At 72.6% G+C, this 17,122-nt stretch carries 13 protein-coding genes; 8 read left to right on the forward strand and 5 right to left on the reverse strand.

Annotated features, from left to right (window positions below; all coding sequences use genetic code 11):
* The gene (locus BLU82_RS14505) at nucleotides 1-1,119 is read right to left on the reverse strand and encodes a serine hydrolase (protein WP_157740959.1); all 1,119 of its coding nucleotides are present in this window, start codon (nucleotides 1,117-1,119) and stop codon (nucleotides 1-3) included.
* Nucleotides 1,120-1,312: 193 nt separating this feature from the next.
* Here BLU82_RS14505 and BLU82_RS14510 point away from each other — a divergent pair, with 193 nt between their 5' ends.
* The 8 genes from BLU82_RS14510 to BLU82_RS14545 are packed head-to-tail and all read left to right on the forward strand — an operon-like array spanning nucleotide 1,313 to nucleotide 9,644.
* On the forward strand, nucleotides 1,313-2,869 hold the full coding sequence (locus BLU82_RS14510) for an ABC transporter substrate-binding protein (RefSeq protein WP_092621562.1): 1,557 nt from the start codon (nucleotides 1,313-1,315) through the stop codon (nucleotides 2,867-2,869).
* A 3-nt stretch (nucleotides 2,870-2,872) separates the two neighbouring features.
* Nucleotides 2,873-3,814, forward strand: a complete 942-nt coding sequence (locus BLU82_RS14515) for an ABC transporter permease (protein ID WP_092621565.1) — start codon at nucleotides 2,873-2,875, stop codon at nucleotides 3,812-3,814.
* A complete protein-coding gene (locus tag BLU82_RS14520) occupies nucleotides 3,811-4,689 on the forward strand; it encodes an ABC transporter permease (protein WP_092621568.1) in 879 nt (292 codons plus the stop codon). Before BLU82_RS14515 ends, BLU82_RS14520 begins: the two co-directional genes overlap by 4 nt.
* The gene (locus BLU82_RS14525) at nucleotides 4,686-5,684 is read left to right on the forward strand and encodes an ABC transporter ATP-binding protein (protein ID WP_197682951.1); all 999 of its coding nucleotides are present in this window, start codon (nucleotides 4,686-4,688) and stop codon (nucleotides 5,682-5,684) included. Before BLU82_RS14520 ends, BLU82_RS14525 begins: the two co-directional genes overlap by 4 nt.
* On the forward strand, nucleotides 5,677-6,510 hold the full coding sequence (locus BLU82_RS14530) for an ATP-binding cassette domain-containing protein (RefSeq protein WP_092621571.1): 834 nt from the start codon (nucleotides 5,677-5,679) through the stop codon (nucleotides 6,508-6,510). Before BLU82_RS14525 ends, BLU82_RS14530 begins: the two co-directional genes overlap by 8 nt.
* The gene (locus tag BLU82_RS14535; RefSeq protein WP_092621574.1) at nucleotides 6,507-8,207 is read left to right on the forward strand and encodes a CocE/NonD family hydrolase; all 1,701 of its coding nucleotides are present in this window, start codon (nucleotides 6,507-6,509) and stop codon (nucleotides 8,205-8,207) included. Before BLU82_RS14530 ends, BLU82_RS14535 begins: the two co-directional genes overlap by 4 nt.
* Nucleotides 8,204-8,995: an SDR family oxidoreductase gene (locus BLU82_RS14540; protein ID WP_092621577.1), complete on the forward strand. Its 792-nt coding sequence runs from the start codon at nucleotides 8,204-8,206 to the stop codon at nucleotides 8,993-8,995. The genes BLU82_RS14535 and BLU82_RS14540 overlap by 4 nt, the downstream gene beginning before the upstream one ends.
* Nucleotides 8,996-9,011: 16 nt before the next feature.
* The gene (locus tag BLU82_RS14545; RefSeq protein ID WP_092625845.1) at nucleotides 9,012-9,644 is read left to right on the forward strand and encodes a GntR family transcriptional regulator; all 633 of its coding nucleotides are present in this window, start codon (nucleotides 9,012-9,014) and stop codon (nucleotides 9,642-9,644) included.
* Nucleotides 9,645-9,929: 285 nt separating this feature from the next.
* On the opposite strand, the gene BLU82_RS14550 is transcribed toward BLU82_RS14545, so the two are convergent.
* From BLU82_RS14550 to BLU82_RS14565, 4 genes are read right to left on the reverse strand one after another with little or no spacing between them, the layout of a single operon-like run.
* The gene (locus BLU82_RS14550) at nucleotides 9,930-12,221 is read right to left on the reverse strand and encodes a DPP IV N-terminal domain-containing protein (protein ID WP_172885615.1); all 2,292 of its coding nucleotides are present in this window, start codon (nucleotides 12,219-12,221) and stop codon (nucleotides 9,930-9,932) included.
* 17 nt (nucleotides 12,222-12,238) lie between these two features.
* Nucleotides 12,239-13,663: an aldehyde dehydrogenase gene (locus BLU82_RS14555; RefSeq protein WP_092621583.1), complete on the reverse strand. Its 1,425-nt coding sequence runs from the start codon at nucleotides 13,661-13,663 to the stop codon at nucleotides 12,239-12,241.
* Nucleotides 13,660-15,225: a GMC family oxidoreductase gene (locus BLU82_RS14560; RefSeq protein ID WP_092621586.1), complete on the reverse strand. Its 1,566-nt coding sequence runs from the start codon at nucleotides 15,223-15,225 to the stop codon at nucleotides 13,660-13,662. The genes BLU82_RS14555 and BLU82_RS14560 overlap by 4 nt, the downstream gene beginning before the upstream one ends.
* Nucleotides 15,222-17,120, reverse strand: a complete 1,899-nt coding sequence (locus BLU82_RS14565) for an alpha/beta fold hydrolase (RefSeq protein ID WP_092621589.1) — start codon at nucleotides 17,118-17,120, stop codon at nucleotides 15,222-15,224. The genes BLU82_RS14560 and BLU82_RS14565 overlap by 4 nt, the downstream gene beginning before the upstream one ends.
* Between the last annotated feature and the right edge of the window lie 2 nt (nucleotides 17,121-17,122).

Consider the following 17,122-nt stretch of genomic DNA (forward strand, 5'->3'; position numbering starts at 1 on the left):
CTACTGACAGGCGCGGAGGAACCACTCCCGCTCGAGGGCGTGCAGCTCGTCGCGCTCGACGAGAGCCCGGCGGCCGGAGTACACCGTGGCGACGCCGACGCCGGCACGGTCGTCGACGCCGGCGGACGCGAGGTAGAACAGCGTCGTCCCGCCGTGCCACCAGGCCAGGCCCTCCGGGTGCGCCAGCCCGCGCCAGCCCAGCCCCTGGACGAAGTCGGGCACGTCGCTCCCGTCGGGCATGGTGAACCCGCCGGGCACGGCGAAGTACTGCTCGCGGGCGCGTCGCATGGCCCGGGACAGGACGGGCCCGCCGTCCTCGGCGCCGGCCGCGAGGTTGGCCTCCACGAACGTGAGCAGGTCGGTCATGGTCGAGCGCAGCCCGCCCTGCGGGAGCATGACGTCGTGGTACCAGTTCGGGCACGGCTGCCCGGTGGCGTCGTAGGCGTGCATCACCCGGCCCTGCTGCTCCGGGGAGAGCGTGTAGCCGGTGTCGGTCAGCCCCAGCGGCGCGCAGACCGTCTCCTTCAGCAGGTCCTCGTATGGCCGGCCGGCCACCAGCTCCAGGATGTGGCCGAGCGTGCCCATGCCGAGGACCGAGTAGGTCCAGCCGTGCCCGGTGGGGTAGACCAGTTCGGCGGTCTCGAGGTCGGCGTAGAGGTGTTCCTTCTTGTAGCGCAGGTAGTGGGTGTACGTCGCGAACGGCGGTTCGGTGCCCCGCAGCTCCTCGTCGATGAACGCCTGGTGGATCGCCCCGACGGAGCCGAGCCCGGAGCTGTGCGTGGCGAGCTGCTCGATCGTGATCGACGCGATGTGCTCCGGCAATCGGAGCTCCTTCGGGAGGTGCGCGGCGATCGGGTCGTCCAGGGCGATCAGCCCTCGCGCCTCCAGCGCGGCGAGGACCGTGGTCGAGAAGACCTTGGAGACGGATCCGATCTCGTAGATGGTGTCGGCGTCGGGCAGGCGGGCCTGCTCGGCGCCCGGCGACCGGAAGCTGCGAACCCGACGCTCGCCCCGCACGGACAGGCCGATCATCAGCGTGGCCTCGTCGCGGGTGGAGAGGTACTCCTCGGCGTCCTTCTCGATGCCGGCCACCAGGCCGGGGAGGTCGATGGCACTCAACGGCGCATCCTTCCACCTAGTGAAGTAGGCGCAGATTACCCCAACTGCAGCGACCACGCTAGGCCCCACCAGATCCATCTGGTGACGGCAAGTTCACCGTTGACGGGGGCTTCTTGATAGTGAATTATGCCCAGATCGACTCTGTCCTCTAGGCACTAGAACGGCCTCAACCGGCTGCCTCTGGGAAGGAAGAGTGATCCACGTCGCACGGCAGGCACGCATAGTCCTGGCCGCGGCCACGGCCGCCCTGGCCCTCGCCTCGTGCTCGGCCGGCGAGGCCGTCGAGCCGGTCTCGGCCGACCCGACGGCGACGCCGGCGACGGGTGGCACGCTGCACATCGCCGACGAGCGCGAGGCGCTCGGGCTGAACCCCTACACGGCGATCGACAACAACTCGGCGCACGTCTTCGCCCAGATCCTCGAGACCCTGTTCCGGACCGACGAGAACGGCGAGGTCGTGCCGTGGCTGGTCGAGAGCAGCGAGGCGAACGCCGACTTCACCACGTGGACGTTCGGCCTCCGCGAGGGCGTCACGTTCTCCGACGGCACCCCGATGACCGCCGACGACGTCGTCTACAGCATCGAGACGGTGCGGCAGTCCGAAGCCTGGGTGTCGATGTTCGCCGAGATCGAGACGGTCGAGGCGACCTCGCCGTCGACCGTCGTGGTCACGACGTCGGTGCCCTCCCCCGCGCTGGAGGCCAGCCTCTCGCTGCCGTTCGCCCCGGTCGTGCCCGAGGACCTCGCCGGCCTCACCCCGGAGGAGTTCTCGCAGCACCCCGTCGGCACCGGGCCGTTCCGCCTGGAGTCGTGGACCAGCGGGCAGCGCATCACGCTGGTGCGCAACGAGTCCTACTGGGTCCCCGGGCGCCCCTACCTCGACAGCATCGTCTTCGAGGCGGTGCCCAGCGACAGCAACCGGACCCAGCAGCTGCGCGGCGGCGATCTCGACATCATCGCCACGCCGCCCCGCCCGCAGCTGGAGGCGCTGGACGACGGGGCGGCCACGGTCGTCGGCCAGTTCGCCATGGCCTTCCCGAACTACCTGCTGCTCAACCAGGAGTCCGACGCCTTCGCCGACCCGCGGGTCCGGGAGGCCGTCGACCTCGCGATCCACCGCGCCAACATCCTGGAGGCGGCCGGCGGCGGCGTGGGCGAGCTCGGCGGCTCCTTCCTCGCGCCCGCTCTGGACTACCACGACGCGTCGCTCGAGCCGGTCGAGCGCGATCCCGCACGCGCGGCGGAACTGCTCGACGAGGCGGTCGCCGACGGCGCGGACCGGCGGTTCACCCTCTCGGTCGCCGCGGGCGGGACGTACGCGAACCTGACCGCCCAGATCATCCAGGAGAACCTCGAGGACGCCGGCTTCGACGTGACCATCGAGCAGCTCGACGGCGCGACCGTCCTCTCCGAGGTCGGCGCGGGCCGCTACGACGCCACGCTCTTCACGATGACCAGCGACATCATCGATCCCCTCGAGGTCATCGGCTACTACGTCGACCTGAACGCCCTCTGGACCGGCGGCGAGACGGCCGAGGTGGCAACCCTTCTCGAGGAGGCGAAGCAGGCCGTGGACCAGCAGTCCCGCAGCGACCTCTACGCGCGGATCCAGCAGGTCGTGTACGACGACCGCAGCCTGGTCGTGCTCGGCTACCAGCCGTGGGTCTGGGCCTGGCGGACCGACGTCGTCGGCTTCGAGGTGCCCATGACCGGGGTCCCCTGGCTGGCCGACACCGGATTCCGGGAGTGAGCGATGGCCTTCGCGAGGTTCTTCGCCAGCCGCCTGCTGCAGGCCGTGCCGGTCCTGCTCGGCGTGACGCTGGTGGTCTTCGTCCTGATCCACCTGGTGCCGGGTGACCCGGCCCAGACCGCCCTCGGTCCGCGGGCGACGCCCGACGCCGTCGACGCGCTGCACAGCCAGTGGGGGTTGGACCAGCCATTGCACGAGCAGTACCTGCTGTTCATGGAGCGGCTCCTCGGCGGCGACCTCGGCACGTCGCTGCGCTTCGGCCAGTCGGCCGGCGACCTGATCGCCGCCCGGCTGCCGGTCACCCTGTGGCTGATCGTGTACGCGGCCGTGCTGGCCTGCCTGTTCGCCGTGCCGCTGGCGCTGTGGGCGGCGTCGCGGCCCGCGGCGCTGCGCGACCGGGTGGTCCGCGTCATCTCGGTCGTCGGCCTCGGTGTGCCCGGCTTCTGGCTGGGGCTGGTGCTGATCGAGGTGGTGTCGGTGAACTGGCTGCTGTTGCCGGCCGCCGGGGTCGAGCCGGGCTTCCTCGGTCACCTCGAGTCGCTGTTCCTGCCGAGCCTCACCATCGCCGCCGGGATGACGCCGCTCGTGGTCCGGAGCCTGCGCACCGAGGTGCTGCGGGTCACCGAGTCCGACTTCGTGACCACCGCGAGAGCGAAGGGGCTGACGCCGCATCAGATCCGGATGCGGCACCTCCTGCGCAACGCCCTGGCGCCGTCGGTCACGGTGCTCACGGTGAACGTGAGCTTCCTGATCGGCGGCACGCTCGTGATCGAGCGGGTCTTCGGCCTGGGCGGCCTCGGCGACCTCATGCTGACCGGCATCGACGCCCGCGACTTCCCGCTCGTCCAGGCGGTCACGCTGGTGCTGGCCGTCCTCGTCGTCCTCGTCAACATCCTCGGCGACCTGGCCCAGGCGCTGATCGACCCCCGCGTGGAGGTCCAGTGAGCATCAGCAGCAGCCTGTCCCGCACCGGTGTGGCGGCGTGGTACGAGCGCCGCTCCCGCCGCCGCTCCTCGCGCGGCGCCGACGCGTCGCTGGCGATCGGCGTCGCCATCATCGGCGTCATGATGCTCGCGGCGCTCCTCGCGGGTGTGCTGTCGCCGGCCGACCCGATCCGCCAGGACATCCCCAACGCGCTGGCGCCGCCCGGCACGGACGGCCATCCGCTCGGGACCGACGCGCTCGGCCGCGACGTGCTGACCCGGATGCTGTACGCCGCCCGGACCGATCTGTTCGTCGCGGTGGGCGCCGTGCTGCTGCCGCTGGTGATCGGCGTCGCCGTCGGCACGATCGCCGGGTACCGCGGCGGCATTGTCGACCGGGTCGTCACCGGGGTGGTCAACGTCGTGTTCGCCTTCCCCGTGATGGTGCTCCTGATCGCCCTCGTGTTCATCCTCGGGCCCGGCATCCCGACGATCATCGTGGCGGTGACGCTGGTCAGCTGGGTCTCGTACGCCCGGCTGGCCAGGGACCTGGTGCGGCGGGAACGCTCGATGGACTACGTGCTCGCGGCGAAGGTGAGCGGGCTGCCGACCCGGCGCATCCTGGGCCGGCACATCCTGCGCAACATCATCGCGCAGCCGGTCACGTTCGCGATGTCCGACGCCGTCGCCATCATCCTGTTCATCACCGCGCTCGGCTTCCTCGGCCTGGGCGTGCCGCCGCCGGCGCCCGACTGGGGCACGATGATCGCCGACGCCCAGCCGTACTTCACGACGCACTGGTGGCTGGCGGTCTTCCCCGGCCTGGCCATCTGCGCCGCGGGCCTCGGGCTGTCGCTGATCGCCGACGGCCTCTCGCAGAAGTGGAACGCGCAGTGACCGGGCCGGACGAGCACCTGCTCTCGGTGCGGGGCCTGCGGCTGCGCGTCGGCGACGAAGCGCACGACGTGGTGCGCGGCGCGACGCTGCACGCGGCCCGCGGCGAGGTCGTCGGCATCGCCGGCGAGTCCGGGTCCGGGAAGTCGCTGACGCTGCGGGCGATCGCCGGGCTGCTGCCCACGGGCGTCACCGTCGCCGGCGGCGACATCGAGGTCGACCGGGTCGACGTCGTCAGGGCCGGCCCGCAGGCGCTGCGCGGGCTGCGCGGCCGCACCGTCGGCATGGTCTTCCAGGAGCCGATGACGGCGCTGAACCCGACGATGCGGATCGGGCGGCAGATCGCCGAGGCCGCACGGGCCCACGGCGACCTCTCCCGGTCCCAGGCGCGGGCGCGGGCGGTCGAGCTGCTGGAACGGGTCGGTTTCCCCGAGCCGGCCCGGCGCTACCGGCTCTTCCCGCACCAGCTGTCCGGCGGGATGCGCCAGCGGGTGGTCATCGCGATCGCGCTGGCGGGGAATCCGTCGCTGCTGCTGTGCGACGAGCCGACCACCGCCCTGGACGCCACCGTCACGCTCAGGATCCTGGACCTGCTGACGGACCTCGTGCGGGACCTCGGCATCGGGATCGTGTTCGTGACGCACGACCTGGGCGTGGCGGCGCGGATCTGCGACCGCATCGCCGTGATGTACGCCGGCCAGGTGGTGGAGGAAGGCCCGACGGAGCAGCTACTGCGCCGGCCCCGGCATCCGTACACGCTGGCGCTGCTGCGGGCCGTGCCGACACGCGACCGCGACATCGACGGCCTGCGGGCGATCCCCGGCAACCCGCCGCAGCGCGGCGAGGAGCTGCCCGGCTGCGCGTTCGCGCCGCGCTGCGAGTATGCCGAACCCGAGTGCCGGAGCGGGATCGAGTTCGTCCCCGTCGGCGCGGGCCGCTCGACCGCCTGCCGGCGTCATCCGCTGCTGGCGGCCATGGCGGGAGGACTCCATGACTGAACCGCTGCTCGACGTGCGGGACCTCGCGGTGACGTTCGCCTCCGGCCGGGGCTGGGGCGGCGACCGCGGCCGGATCCACGCCGTCCGCGGCGTCGACTTCTCCGTGCGCCCCGGCGAGGCGTTCGCTCTGGTCGGCGAGTCGGGGTCGGGCAAGTCGACGACCGCCAAGTGTGTCGTCGGGCTGCAGCAGCCGACCCGCGGCTCCCTCACGTTCGCGGGCGCGCCGCTGGACCCGGCCCGCGACCGCGGACAGCGCCGCGCCATCCAGATGATCTTCCAGGACCCGTACAGCAGCCTGAACCCGCGCATGACGATCGGCGCCGCGCTGATCGAGATCCTGCGCGTGCACCGCCTGGCCGCCGGCCGCGACGCCGCGGAGCGACGGGCGGCCGAACTGCTCGACCTGGTGGGCATGCCGCGCAGCGCGCTGGACCAGCGTCCCCGCGCCTTCTCCGGCGGGCAGCGGCAACGGCTCGGCATCGCCCGGGCGCTGGCCGTCGAGCCGTCGCTGCTCGTCGCCGACGAGCCGGTGTCCGCGCTGGACGTCTCGATCCAGGCCTCGGTGCTGCTCCTGCTGAAGCAGCTGCAACGCGAGTTGGGTCTGACCATGCTGTTCATCTCGCACGACCTCGCCGTCGTGCGGCAGCTGTGCGACCGCGTGGCCGTCATGGCCGACGGGCGGATCGTCGAGGAGGGCACGGTCGGCCAGGTGCTGACCGAGCCGTCGGCGGACTTCACCCGGACCCTCCTCGCAGCGGCGACCGACCTGCCGCCCCTGGAGCTCGACCTCGACCACCGGCAGCCGACGCGGAGGAGCACGCCATGACGTACGGGACGCTCGGACGCGCGCCGTTCGGAGCGCCGATCCCGGACCGCCCGCCGCGCGACGTCTTCGACGCCTACCGGCAGGTCGACCTGACGGCGCCGCGATCGTTCGAGGCCGGCATCCCGATGCGCGACGGCGTCGAGCTCGCTGCCACCGTGCACCTCCCGGCGGCCGCGGCGCTGCCCGCGCCGGCGATCGTGCGGGGAACCCCGTACGACAAGAGCGCCGGGATGCCGTCGGACGTCAGCCGGAAGGTCGACGCCGGCTACGTGCACGTCCGCTACGACGTCCGCGGGCGCGGCAAGTCCGAGGGCGTGTGGCACCCGTTCACCCTCACCGAGGCGCAGGACGGGCACGACGTCGTCGAGTGGGTGGCGGCGCAGGACTGGTGCGACGGCGCGGTCGGCGCCGAAGGGCTGAGCTACGACGGGTGGACCACCATGGCCACCGTCAGCCAGAACCCGCCGCACCTGCGGGCGGCCACCCCGTTCTCCGCGGCCGGGCGGTGGCAGCAGGAGATCCCGTACACCTACGGGTGCTTCCAACTGTTCTTCGTGTGGTGGTGGGCAGCGGTCCGGCGCCGCATCATGGACTCCAGCCTCGACGTGCCCGCCCTGTTCGACCTGCTGCCGGTCCAGGCCATGGGCGACGTCCTCGACACCGCCGGGCCGGGCTGGGCGGAGTGGATGGAGCACGACGCCCTCGACGACGTGTGGCGGGGCCGCCGCTTCGACGGCGCCTACACCTTCGACGTCCCGACCCTGCACGTCACCGGCTGGCACGACCGCGAGGACATCCAGGCCGCGTTCCACCACTACGAGCAGATGATGGCGCACTCCCCCGCCCGCGACCGGCAGTGGCTGCTCGTCGGGCCGTGGAGCCACGTGTCGTCGTACTACCCGACCAGCACCTACAAGGGCATCGAGTACCCCGGCGGCACGGTCGACATGGCCGGCATCCAGCTGCGCTTCTTCGACCGGTTCCTGCGCGGCGAGGACAACGGGGTCGACGACGAGCCTCGCGTGCAGCTCTACGACCCCGGCGCCAAGTCGTGGCAGGTCCGGCCGGCCTGGGCCGGCGGCACCCGGGAGCTGAGCCTGTACCTCGGCGACGACACCACGCTCGGCGAGACGCCCGGCGCGACGGGGTCGCAGAGCTACGACTACGACCCGATGAAGCCCAACGGCCTGAGCGTCGACCTGCGGAACCTGCCACTGGAGCCGGACCTGGACCTCGCCGAGCTCGAGGCCCAGCCCGGCGTCGTGTCGTGGACGAGCGCGCCGCTCGACGGCGCCGTGACCATCCGCGGCTGGGGCGAGGCCGAGCTGTGGGCGTCCACCGACGGCGAGGACACCGAGTGGCACGTGAAGCTCGCCGACGTCGACGACGAAGGCCGGGCGCTCTGCGTCGCCTGGGGGTGCCTGCGCGCGTCGCACCGCGCCGACCTGTCGGCGCCGTCGCCCGTCACGGCGGGTGCGGTGGAGCGCTACTCGATCGAGCTGACCCCGATGTTCCACACCATCCGGCCGGGCCACCGGATCAGGCTGGTGCTGGCCAGCTCGGAGTTCCCCTGGTTCGCCCGGAACCTCAACACGTTCGAGCCGATCGCCACCCAGGCCGAACCACGCGTGGCGCACAACAGCGTCTTCCACGGCGGCGAGCGACCGTCGCGGATCCGATTGGAGATCGAGTCATGACCAGTGACACCACCGGCCTGAGCGGCGCGTCCGCGCTCGTCACGGGCGCCGCCTCGGGCATCGGCGCCGCCTCCGCCCGGCAGCTGGCCGCGGCCGGCGCCCGGGTCGTCGTCGCCGACCTGCAGGCGGAGAAGGGCGGCGCGCTGGCCGACGAGCTCGGCGGCGTCTTCGTCGAGGTCGATGTCACCCGCACCGACCAGGTCCGGGCCGCGGTCGAACGGGCCGTCGACCTGGCGCCGCTGCGCGCGGTGGTCTGCTCGGCCGGCTTCGCACCGGCGCAACGCACCATCGGCCGCGACGGCGAGTTCGCCTCCGCCCACGACCTCGAGCTGTACACCAAGGTCCTCGGGGTGAACCTGATCGGCACCTTCGACACGATCCGCCTCGCCGCCACCGCGATGAGCCGCAACGAGCCCGACGCCGACGGCGCGCGCGGCGCGATCGTGGCGTTCGCGAGCGTGGCCGCGTTCGACGGGCAGATCGGCCAGGCCGCGTACTCGTCCTCCAAGGGCGGCATCGTCGGCCTGACGCTCCCGGTGGCCCGCGACCTGTCGGTCAGCGGCATCCGGCTCAACACCGTCGCGCCGGGCCTCGTCGACACCCCGATCTACGGTGTGGGCGAGCAGGCCGAGGAGTTCAAGGCCCGGCTCGGCCAGTCCGTGCTCTTCCCCAAGCGGCTCGGCCGGCCCGACGAGGTCGCCCGCATGGTGGTGGAGTGCCTGACGAACCCCTACATGAACGGCTCGGTCGTCCGGGTCGACGGCGGCGTCCGGCTGCCCCCGAAGTAGCCGCCCCGTGACGTCCATGCCGGCCTTCGCCGCGATTCCCAAGCAGGAGGGGTTGCGGGTGAGCGTCGCCCGCGCCCTGCGCGAGGCCATCGTCTCCGGCGAGATGGAGCCCGGCACGGTGTACTCCGCGCCGAGCCTCGGGCAGCGCTTTGGGATCTCCGCGACGCCGGTGCGTGAGGCGCTGCTCGACCTGCTCGGTGAAGGGCTGGTGTCAGCGGTGCCGAACAAGGGGTTCCGCGTGGCCGAGGTGTCCGAGCAGGACCTCGACGAGATCACCGACCTGCGCCTGCTGGTCGAGCCCCCGGCCGCCCGCCGCGCGACCGCGTCGATCCCCCGCCACGACCTCCCCGCCCTGCGCGAGCTCGCCCGCGAGATCGCCGGCCGGGCGAGCGCCGGCGACCTGATCGCCTACCACCAGGGCGACCGCCGCTTCCACCTCCGGCTCGCCGGCTACGCGGGCAACCAGCGCCTGGTGGACCTGATCTCCCGGCTCTGCGACCAGACCCGGCTGGCCGTCCTCACCCCGCTCGCCGAGCGGGACGCCCTCGCGGCCGCCGCCGCCCAGCACCTCGACCTCGTCGATCTGATCGAGGCGGGCGACGGCGCGGCCGCCGAGGCGCTGATGCGGCGCCACCTCGCGCACCCGTAGGCGCCGCACGTGTCGTTGCCGGTACGGCGAGGACGCGGTCAGGCGGCACGTCCTGGACCCGGCCGACCCGTCGTCCGGCGGGAGTACTGTTCCGGCGCGGTGACCTCAGCGCCAACTGTTGGCACGGGTGTCACCCCGCCGCACACCACCACCCCCGGGGGCCCGCAGCTGATCTGCCCCGATCCGCCCCGACCCGGCCTCCCCACCCTCGCCGCCGCGATCTGGCACAACTGGCGCACCGGCGCCCCAACCAAACGCTCCATCACCGCCTACGACCACTAGCGATCAGTAGGACTCAGTCATTGAGGCGCCCAGTGCGGCCAGGACCTCGGCGTCCAGCGGGATGTCCGCGATGCGGTACGCCGGCGGCGTCTCGCCCATGAGGTGACGGACGAGGTAGTCCCAGCGCCGCCGGAGCCAGTACTCCTGATGCACCATCAGGGAGTGCTCGGCGTTCGGGACGATGAGCAGGTCGAAGTCCTTGTTCGCCGCGATCAGCGCGTCCACCAGCCGCATCGTCTGATGTGGCGTGACGTTGTCGTCCATCTCGCCGTGCACCAGGAAGAGCTTGCCCGTCAGGTTGCCGGCGAGCGAAGCGTTGGCATGCGCGTCGTAGTCGAACTCGTCGGGCCGGCCGAAGAACTTCTCGCCCCACCACGCGTGGTAGGTCTTGTCGTCGTGGTCGCCGGAGGACGAGACGGCGACCTTGAAGAAGTCGGGGGCCTGCAGCAGCGCCCTGGTGGACCCGAGCCCGCCGCCGGAGTGGCCGAAGATGCCGACCCGGTCCAGATCCATCCAGGGCCGGGTCGCGGCGAGCTGCCTGATCGCCGCGACGTGGTCGTCGACGTACTGGCCGACGCCGTGCAGGCGCTCGTGGTCCTGGAACGCCTTGTGCCGCAGCGCGGTGCCCCGTGCGTCGACGGCGACGACGGCGAAGCCGAGGGCGGCGAACACGTGCCCGTGGCGCGATCCGGTCAGGGGGCCGCCGGACAGCGGGAACCGCATCGGCGTGGTCGACACCTGCGGGCCGGCGTAGATCTCGTCGAGGACGGGGTAGCGCTGCGACGGGTCGAAGTCGAACGGCGTGTAGACGGCGCAGTAGAGGTCGGTCACGCCGTCGGCCGCCTTGACCACGACGCGTTCCGGGGGTGTCCAGCCGGCGGCGTAGAGGGCCGACGCGTCGGCCTGCTCGAAGTCCATCACCACCTCGCCGGTGCGCCCGTCGCGTAGCACCGACGCGGCGGGGACGTCGATCCGGGACGTGACGTCGACGAAGTACCTGCCGGACCTCGACGGCACGCAGTCGTGGTCGAGTCCGCCGGAGGTGATGGCGGTGACCTCGCCGCCGTCCAGCGACACCGAGTAGAGCTCCTGCAGGTAGAGGTCGGCGCCGGGCTCACGGCCGGCCGCGGTGAAGACGACCCGCCGCGCCTCCTCGTCGACGCTGACGATCCTGCGGACCAGCCAGTCCCCGGACGTGACCGTGGTGACGGCGCCGTCGGGGCCATGCAGGTACAGGTGGCCCCAGCCGCTGCGCTCGGACCACAGCAGCACCTCGCCCGAGCTCAGCACCTCGACGTTGCGTTCGTGGTGGTGGGGCGCGTACAGGATCTGGGTCCGGCTGGTCTCCTCGACGAGCACGGTGTCCGCCCCGGTCCGCGGGTCGAGCTCGCGCACCCTCGACGTCGCGTCGCCGCGGTCGCCCCACACCCAGTGGACCTTGGTGCCGTCGTCGTTCCACCAGAGGAACCCGTAGGCGATCGTCGGCACGAACGGTGTCGGGATCGGCCCGGCCGCCGACCACGTCGCCGTCCCCGTCGCCGCGTCGAAGACGACGAACTCGGCCGTGGCGGTCTTCTCGTCGCCGACCATCGGGTAGTGGTAGCTCATCAGCGTGGGACGCCCGCCGTCCGCCGGCGTGGAACGGACCAGGTGCATGAGCTCGACGCCGCGCTGATCGAGCCGGTGGGTGACGAACCGGGTGGAGTCCGGTGACCACACCACCTGCGGCGGCAGGGTGAAGCCGAGGTTCTCCTGCATCACCCGGGACGCCACCGCGTCGTTCGTCGCGCCGTAGGACCAGGACTCGACGCCGTCGGTGGTGAGCCACCGCTCCTCGTCGGTCGCCGTCTCGCGGACGTACAGGTTGTGGTCGCGGGCGCCCACGGACCAGCGCCCGTCGGGAGAGCGGACCTCGGCCGGGTGGGCTGGGCCGACGACGGTCGCCGCATAGGTGTCGAGCGAGACCTCGATGCGCCGGTCGCCGACGACGACCTGGACGGCGCCGTCGACGAGGTCGATCGCGACGAACGGAAGCGCCGCCGCATCGACCTCCTCGTCGACGACGTCGTTGAGCGACTTCGCCATCCGGGCGTGGTCGAAGGCGGGTCGCTTCGTCCCGGCGACCGCGTCGACGACGAAGAAGCGGGCGCCGTCGGCCGTGGTGAGCCGGTACCAGAACGTCTCGGTGTCCCGGATCCAGACCGGGCTCACGCGCGGCGCGTCGACCAGCTTCTTGAAGTGGTGCGGCAGCAGCGCCTCGGCCCGGGCGTAGCGGGCGGCAAGATCCGTGGTCACGACATCCACTCCTCGGCTCATCCGACGTACCGGGCCCCGCTGAAGAACCGCGGCCCCTGACCTGATCCGATCTGCCCGATGCCGCTGCTGCCCCACATGCCCATCACCGGGTCGGAGTCGGGCGGGCCGTAGGGCGAATTCAGCCGCACGAGGCCGGCGCGCAGCCGGCGGCCGACGGCACGGGCGGCGTCGCGATCACGGGCGAACACGTAGCCGGCCAGGCCGTAGGTGTGGTCGTTGGCGATGGTGACCGCCTCGTCGAGGCCCCGGTACGTCCGGACCAGCAGGACGGGCCCGAAGATCTCCTCGCGCAGGTCCGGTGCGCCGTCGGCGAGCACGACGGCCGGCGCGGCGAAGTGGCCGCCGGACTCCGGCACCTTTCCGTAGCGGCGCACCTCGCAGCCGCGCGCGGCGAACTGGGCGAGCTGCTCCTCGACCCGGCGGCGATGCGGCTCGTGGGCCAGCGGACCCAGCTGGGTGGCGGGGTCGGCCGTACCGCCGATGGTCAGCGCGTCGAGGATGGTCGCGAACGCGTCCAGGTATCCCTGCGCCTCGGCCTCGGGGACGATGACGCGTCGCGGCGCGACGCAGTACTGCGCGTTCAGCGTGAGCATCGCCGTGACGACGTGCTCGGCCACCGTCGCCGGGTCCTCACCCGGCAGCACCACGGCCGGGTTGTTGCCGGACAGCTCGAGGTCGACGGGTTTGAGCCGCGCCGCGCAGGCCTGCGCCACGGCGGTGCCACCGGCCACCCCGCCGGTGTAGGAGACGGCGGCGACGCGCTCGTCGCGGACCAGGGCGGCGCCGACCGCGCTGCCACCGTGGACGATCTGCACGACGCCCGCGGGCAGCGTCGCCTGGACCGCCTCGGCGAAGCTCCCGGTGAAGTGCGGCGCCCACTCCGACGGCTTGATGATCACCGGGCAGCCGGCCGTCAGGGCGTCGGCGGTCTTGACCATCGCCAGCTGCGCCGGAGCGTTCCACGGGAGGAACACCGCGGCCGGGCCCCACGGGAGCCTCCACTGGTCGCTCGCACCGGCCGACGTGGCCTGCTCGACGTGGCCGAACCCCTCCTCGATCTGCGCGGCGGCGGCGTCCAGGAGCATGGCGACGGCGCCGCCGAACGCGGTGATCGTCGCCTGCGGCACCCCCGTGTCCTGGGCGTCGGCCCGGGCGAGGTCGGGGACGCGCGCCTGGAGCTCGACGCGCAGCGCTCGCAGGGCAGCGGCGCGTTCCTCGCGCGGCAGCCCGAACCAGGTGCCGTCGGTGTGCGCGGCCCACGCGGTGGCCAGGGCCGCGTCGACGCTCGCGGCGGAGCTGGCCCGTTGCGGGTGCAGCTCCTGCCCGGTGTCGGCGTCGGTCAGGACCGGGTCCAGGGTGTCCGCCGGGATCGCCGACGTCGCCCCGACCAGCTCGCGGATCGTGCAGTCGTGGCCGGTCACAGGGTGCTCCCCTCACGCATCGATGCCGCGACCTTCTCGCCGACGAGGATCGCGGTCAGGTTGGTGTTCGCCCGTGGCACCCACGGGAGGATGCTCGCGTCGGCTACGCGCAGGCCGTCGACGCCGAGGACGCGGCCGTGCGGGTCTACCACGGCCCGCGGGTCGTCCGGCGCGCCCATGCGGCACGACCCGCTCGCGTGCACCGTGTCGGACACGGCGGCGAGGGCGAACCGCGCGAACTCGTCGTCGGACATGGTCTCCGCCGGGTCGGCGCTCACGGAGCCGAGGCCGCTGAGGCTCATGGCCGACGCGATCGAGCGCAGCTCCGGCTGCGCGGCGAAGGACCGCAGCTCCTCGGTCACGGCGCGGAACCGGCGCAGGTCGTCGGGGTGCGACAGCAGGTCGAAGTCGACCAGCGGGTCGGCGGACGGGTCGGTCGAGGCCAGCCGGACCGACCCGGTCGACGCGACCCGGTTGACCCAGCCGACGACCCCGGCGGCCGGCACGCCGAGGCCCAGCGCGCCGGTCACCGCGATCATGGCGTCGTTGACCTCGTCGCCGACGCCGGTGGTGAACCGGACGCAGATCTGGCCGCGCATGGGCACGCCGCGGTAGTCGATCTCCTGGTGCAGCCCGAGGCCCAGCGCGATGCTCGGGTGGTCCTGCAGGCCGCGCCCGACCGGCAGGTCCATGACGGGGCCGATGCCGGCGTCGCGCAGCTCGCCGGCCGGGCCGACGCCCGAGCGCAGCAGCACCGCCGGCGAGTGGATGGCGCCGGCGGACACGACGACCTCGGCGGCGCGGAACTCGACCGGCTCACCCGCGACGATCGCACGCACGCCGGTCACGCGGTTCCCGTCGAACAGGACGCGGTCGACCAGCGCGTCGCCCACGACACGCAGGCCGGGACGGTCGCGCGCCGGTTCGAGGTACGCGTCGTTGGTCGAGACCCGGACGGTGCCGAAGCTGTTGAGCGCGTACGGCGACACCCCGGTCGAGCCCGGCGCGTTGTGGTCCGGCGCCCACGGGTGGCCCAGCCGCCGCGCGGCCGCATCGACCGCGGCGTCGACGGCGGCGAAGTTCTCGTGCCGCGGCCGCGTGATCGGGATCGGCCCGTCGCCGCCGTGGTACGCCTCGGCGCCGAAGTCCAGGTCGTTCTCGAGCCGGCGCAGCAGCGGCAGGACGTCGTCGTGGCCCCAGCCGGCGCAGCCCTGCGCGGCCCAGCCGTCGAAGTCCTCGACGGTCGCCCGGATCGCGAACAGCCCGTTGACCGCGGAGCTGCCGCCCACGCCGCGTCCGCGCGCGTACGGCAGCCGGTCCTGCGCGGGCGTCCGCGCCGCCAGCAGCTCCGCGTACATGTGGGTCTTCAGCAGGGTCGCGGTCGGCATGACGATCATCGGCTCGATGCTGCGGATCTCCGGGACCGCGTCGGCCGACCGGTAGTCCGGGCCGGCCTCCAGGACGAGCACCCGGCGGCCGTCGTCCTCGGTCAGCCGGCCGGCCAGCGCCGCGCCCGCGGAACCGGCGCCGACGACGATGACGTCGTACTCGGGACCGCTCACGGCTGCTCCTGACTACGCCCGCCGAGGTGTTCGGCGAAGAAGCGGTCCATGGCGTGGAACATGGTGAACAGGTTCTCGGGGTTCTGGAAGCCGTGGCCCTCGTCGTCGGCGACGATGTACTCGACCGGGACGTCTCGCGCCCGGAGCGCGCCGACGATGTTGTCGGCCTCCTCCTTGACGACGCGCGAGTCGTTGGCGCCCTGCACGACGAGTAGCGGGGTCCGGATGCCGTCGACCATGGTGATCGGCGACCGCGTCAGCATGTCGGCCTCGTCCGCCGGGTCCTCGGGATCGCCGACGTAGCGGTACCAGCTGTTGCCGATGAGCGGCTTGAGGAACTCCGGCAGCGTGCGCATGAAGTTCGGCAGGCTGGAGATGCCGACGTAGTCGACCGCCGCGGCGAAGAAGTCCGGGGTGACCGTGACGCCGACCAGCGTCGAGTAGCCGCCGTAGGACCCGCCGTAGATCCCGATGCGGGCCGGGTCGGCGTACCCCTGCTCGACGGCCCAGTTCGCGGCGTCGATCAGGTCGTCGTGCATCGCGCCGGCGAACTCCCTGATCGCGGCGGTGATGTGCCTGGCGCCGTACCCGGACGAGCCGCGGAAGTTCACCTGCAGCACGGCGTAGCCGCGATTAGCCAGGAACTGGATCTGCGGGTCGAACCCCCACGAGTCGTGACACCAGGGCCCGCCGTGCACCTTCAGGATCAGCGGCAGCCCCGTCGGTTCGACGCCCACCGGCAGGGTGAGGAACGCGTGCAGCGGCAGCCCGTCCCGCGCCGGGAACGCGACCGGCGTCATCGGCGCCAGCTCCGCCGGGTCCAGCCGCGGGTACGGCCGGAACAGCAGCCGGCTCTCCCGCGTGGTGTGGTCGTAGTAGTAGGTGAGGCCCGGCTCGCGGTCGTGGGCGAACGTCGCGACCCACCGCTGCTCGGTCTCGTCCGACGAGACCGCCGCCAGCACGCCGTCGGACAGCTTGGACAGCTCCGCGTACACGTCCGCGAAGTGCGGGTCGAGCACCAGGAGGTGCGGCCGCTCCCCCACGAACCGCACCGCCAGCACCTCGCCGGTGCGCCGGCTGGTGAACAGCGTGGGCGGATAGGTGCGCGCGACGTAGCCCATGGTGCAGAGGCTGTGCCCGTCCAGTGCGGCGACCACGGTCTCTTCGCCGGTCTCGGCGTCGACGCGGACCAGGCGCAGGTCGTCGGTGCCCTGGTAGACGCCGACGAGCAGACCCTTCCCGTCCGCCGCGACGTGCGCCGGGTAGATCCCCATCGGGTACTCCGGGCCGCCGATGCGGTGGAACGGGCGCAGCTCGCCCGTCTCCTCGTCGGCCTTGGAGAACTCCCACACGCCGACCTCGGCGATGCGCGAGTAGAAGACCTCGCCCGCCCGGCCGAACAGGAAGTGCCCCGCGGACTCGGGGTTCTCCCGGTGCAGTGTCGTCTCGCCGGTGGCGATGTCGACGCGGAACGCGTCGACGAACATGTGCCGGCGGTTCATCGACACCACGACCGTGCCCGGCACCGACGACAACGGCGACACGTCCATGACCCGCGACCCCGGCGGCAGCGGCGTCAGGTCGACCGCGGGCTCGTCCGGCGCGTCGAGGTCGACCCGGTAGAGGTGCCAGTCCTCGTTGCCGTCGGTGTCCTGCAGGTACAGCAGCCACCGCGGCGAGTCGGTCCAGTAGTAGGTCTTGATGCCGCGCCGCTCGTCGTGCGTGACGCACACGGCGTCCTCGTGCTGCTCGTCGATGCCGCGGACCCAGACGTTCGTCCGCCCGCTCCACGGCGCCAGGTAGGCGAGGCGCTTGCCGTCGGGCGAGATCGACGCGCCGGAGAACTCCGGGTCGGCGAACAGCTCCTCGACCTCGATCACCCTCGGTGCGGCCATGA

The sequence above is a fragment of the Jiangella sp. DSM 45060 genome, assembly GCF_900105175.1.
Taxonomy (GTDB): Bacteria; Actinomycetota; Actinomycetes; order Jiangellales; family Jiangellaceae; genus Jiangella.

Excerpts from the sequence above, each read along its gene's own strand:
- BLU82_RS14565 (WP_092621589.1), bottom strand. The coding sequence starts at position 17,120 with ATGGCCGCACCGAGGGTGATCGAGGTCGAGGAGCTGTTCGCCGACCCG.
- BLU82_RS14515 (WP_092621565.1), top strand. The coding sequence starts at position 2,873 with ATGGCCTTCGCGAGGTTCTTCGCCAGCCGCCTGCTGCAGGCCGTGCCG.
- BLU82_RS14540 (WP_092621577.1), top strand. The coding sequence starts at position 8,204 with ATGACCAGTGACACCACCGGCCTGAGCGGCGCGTCCGCGCTCGTCACG.
- BLU82_RS14535 (WP_092621574.1), top strand. The coding sequence starts at position 6,507 with ATGACGTACGGGACGCTCGGACGCGCGCCGTTCGGAGCGCCGATCCCG.
- BLU82_RS14530 (WP_092621571.1), top strand. The coding sequence starts at position 5,677 with ATGACTGAACCGCTGCTCGACGTGCGGGACCTCGCGGTGACGTTCGCC.
- BLU82_RS14545 (WP_092625845.1), top strand. The coding sequence starts at position 9,012 with ATGCCGGCCTTCGCCGCGATTCCCAAGCAGGAGGGGTTGCGGGTGAGC.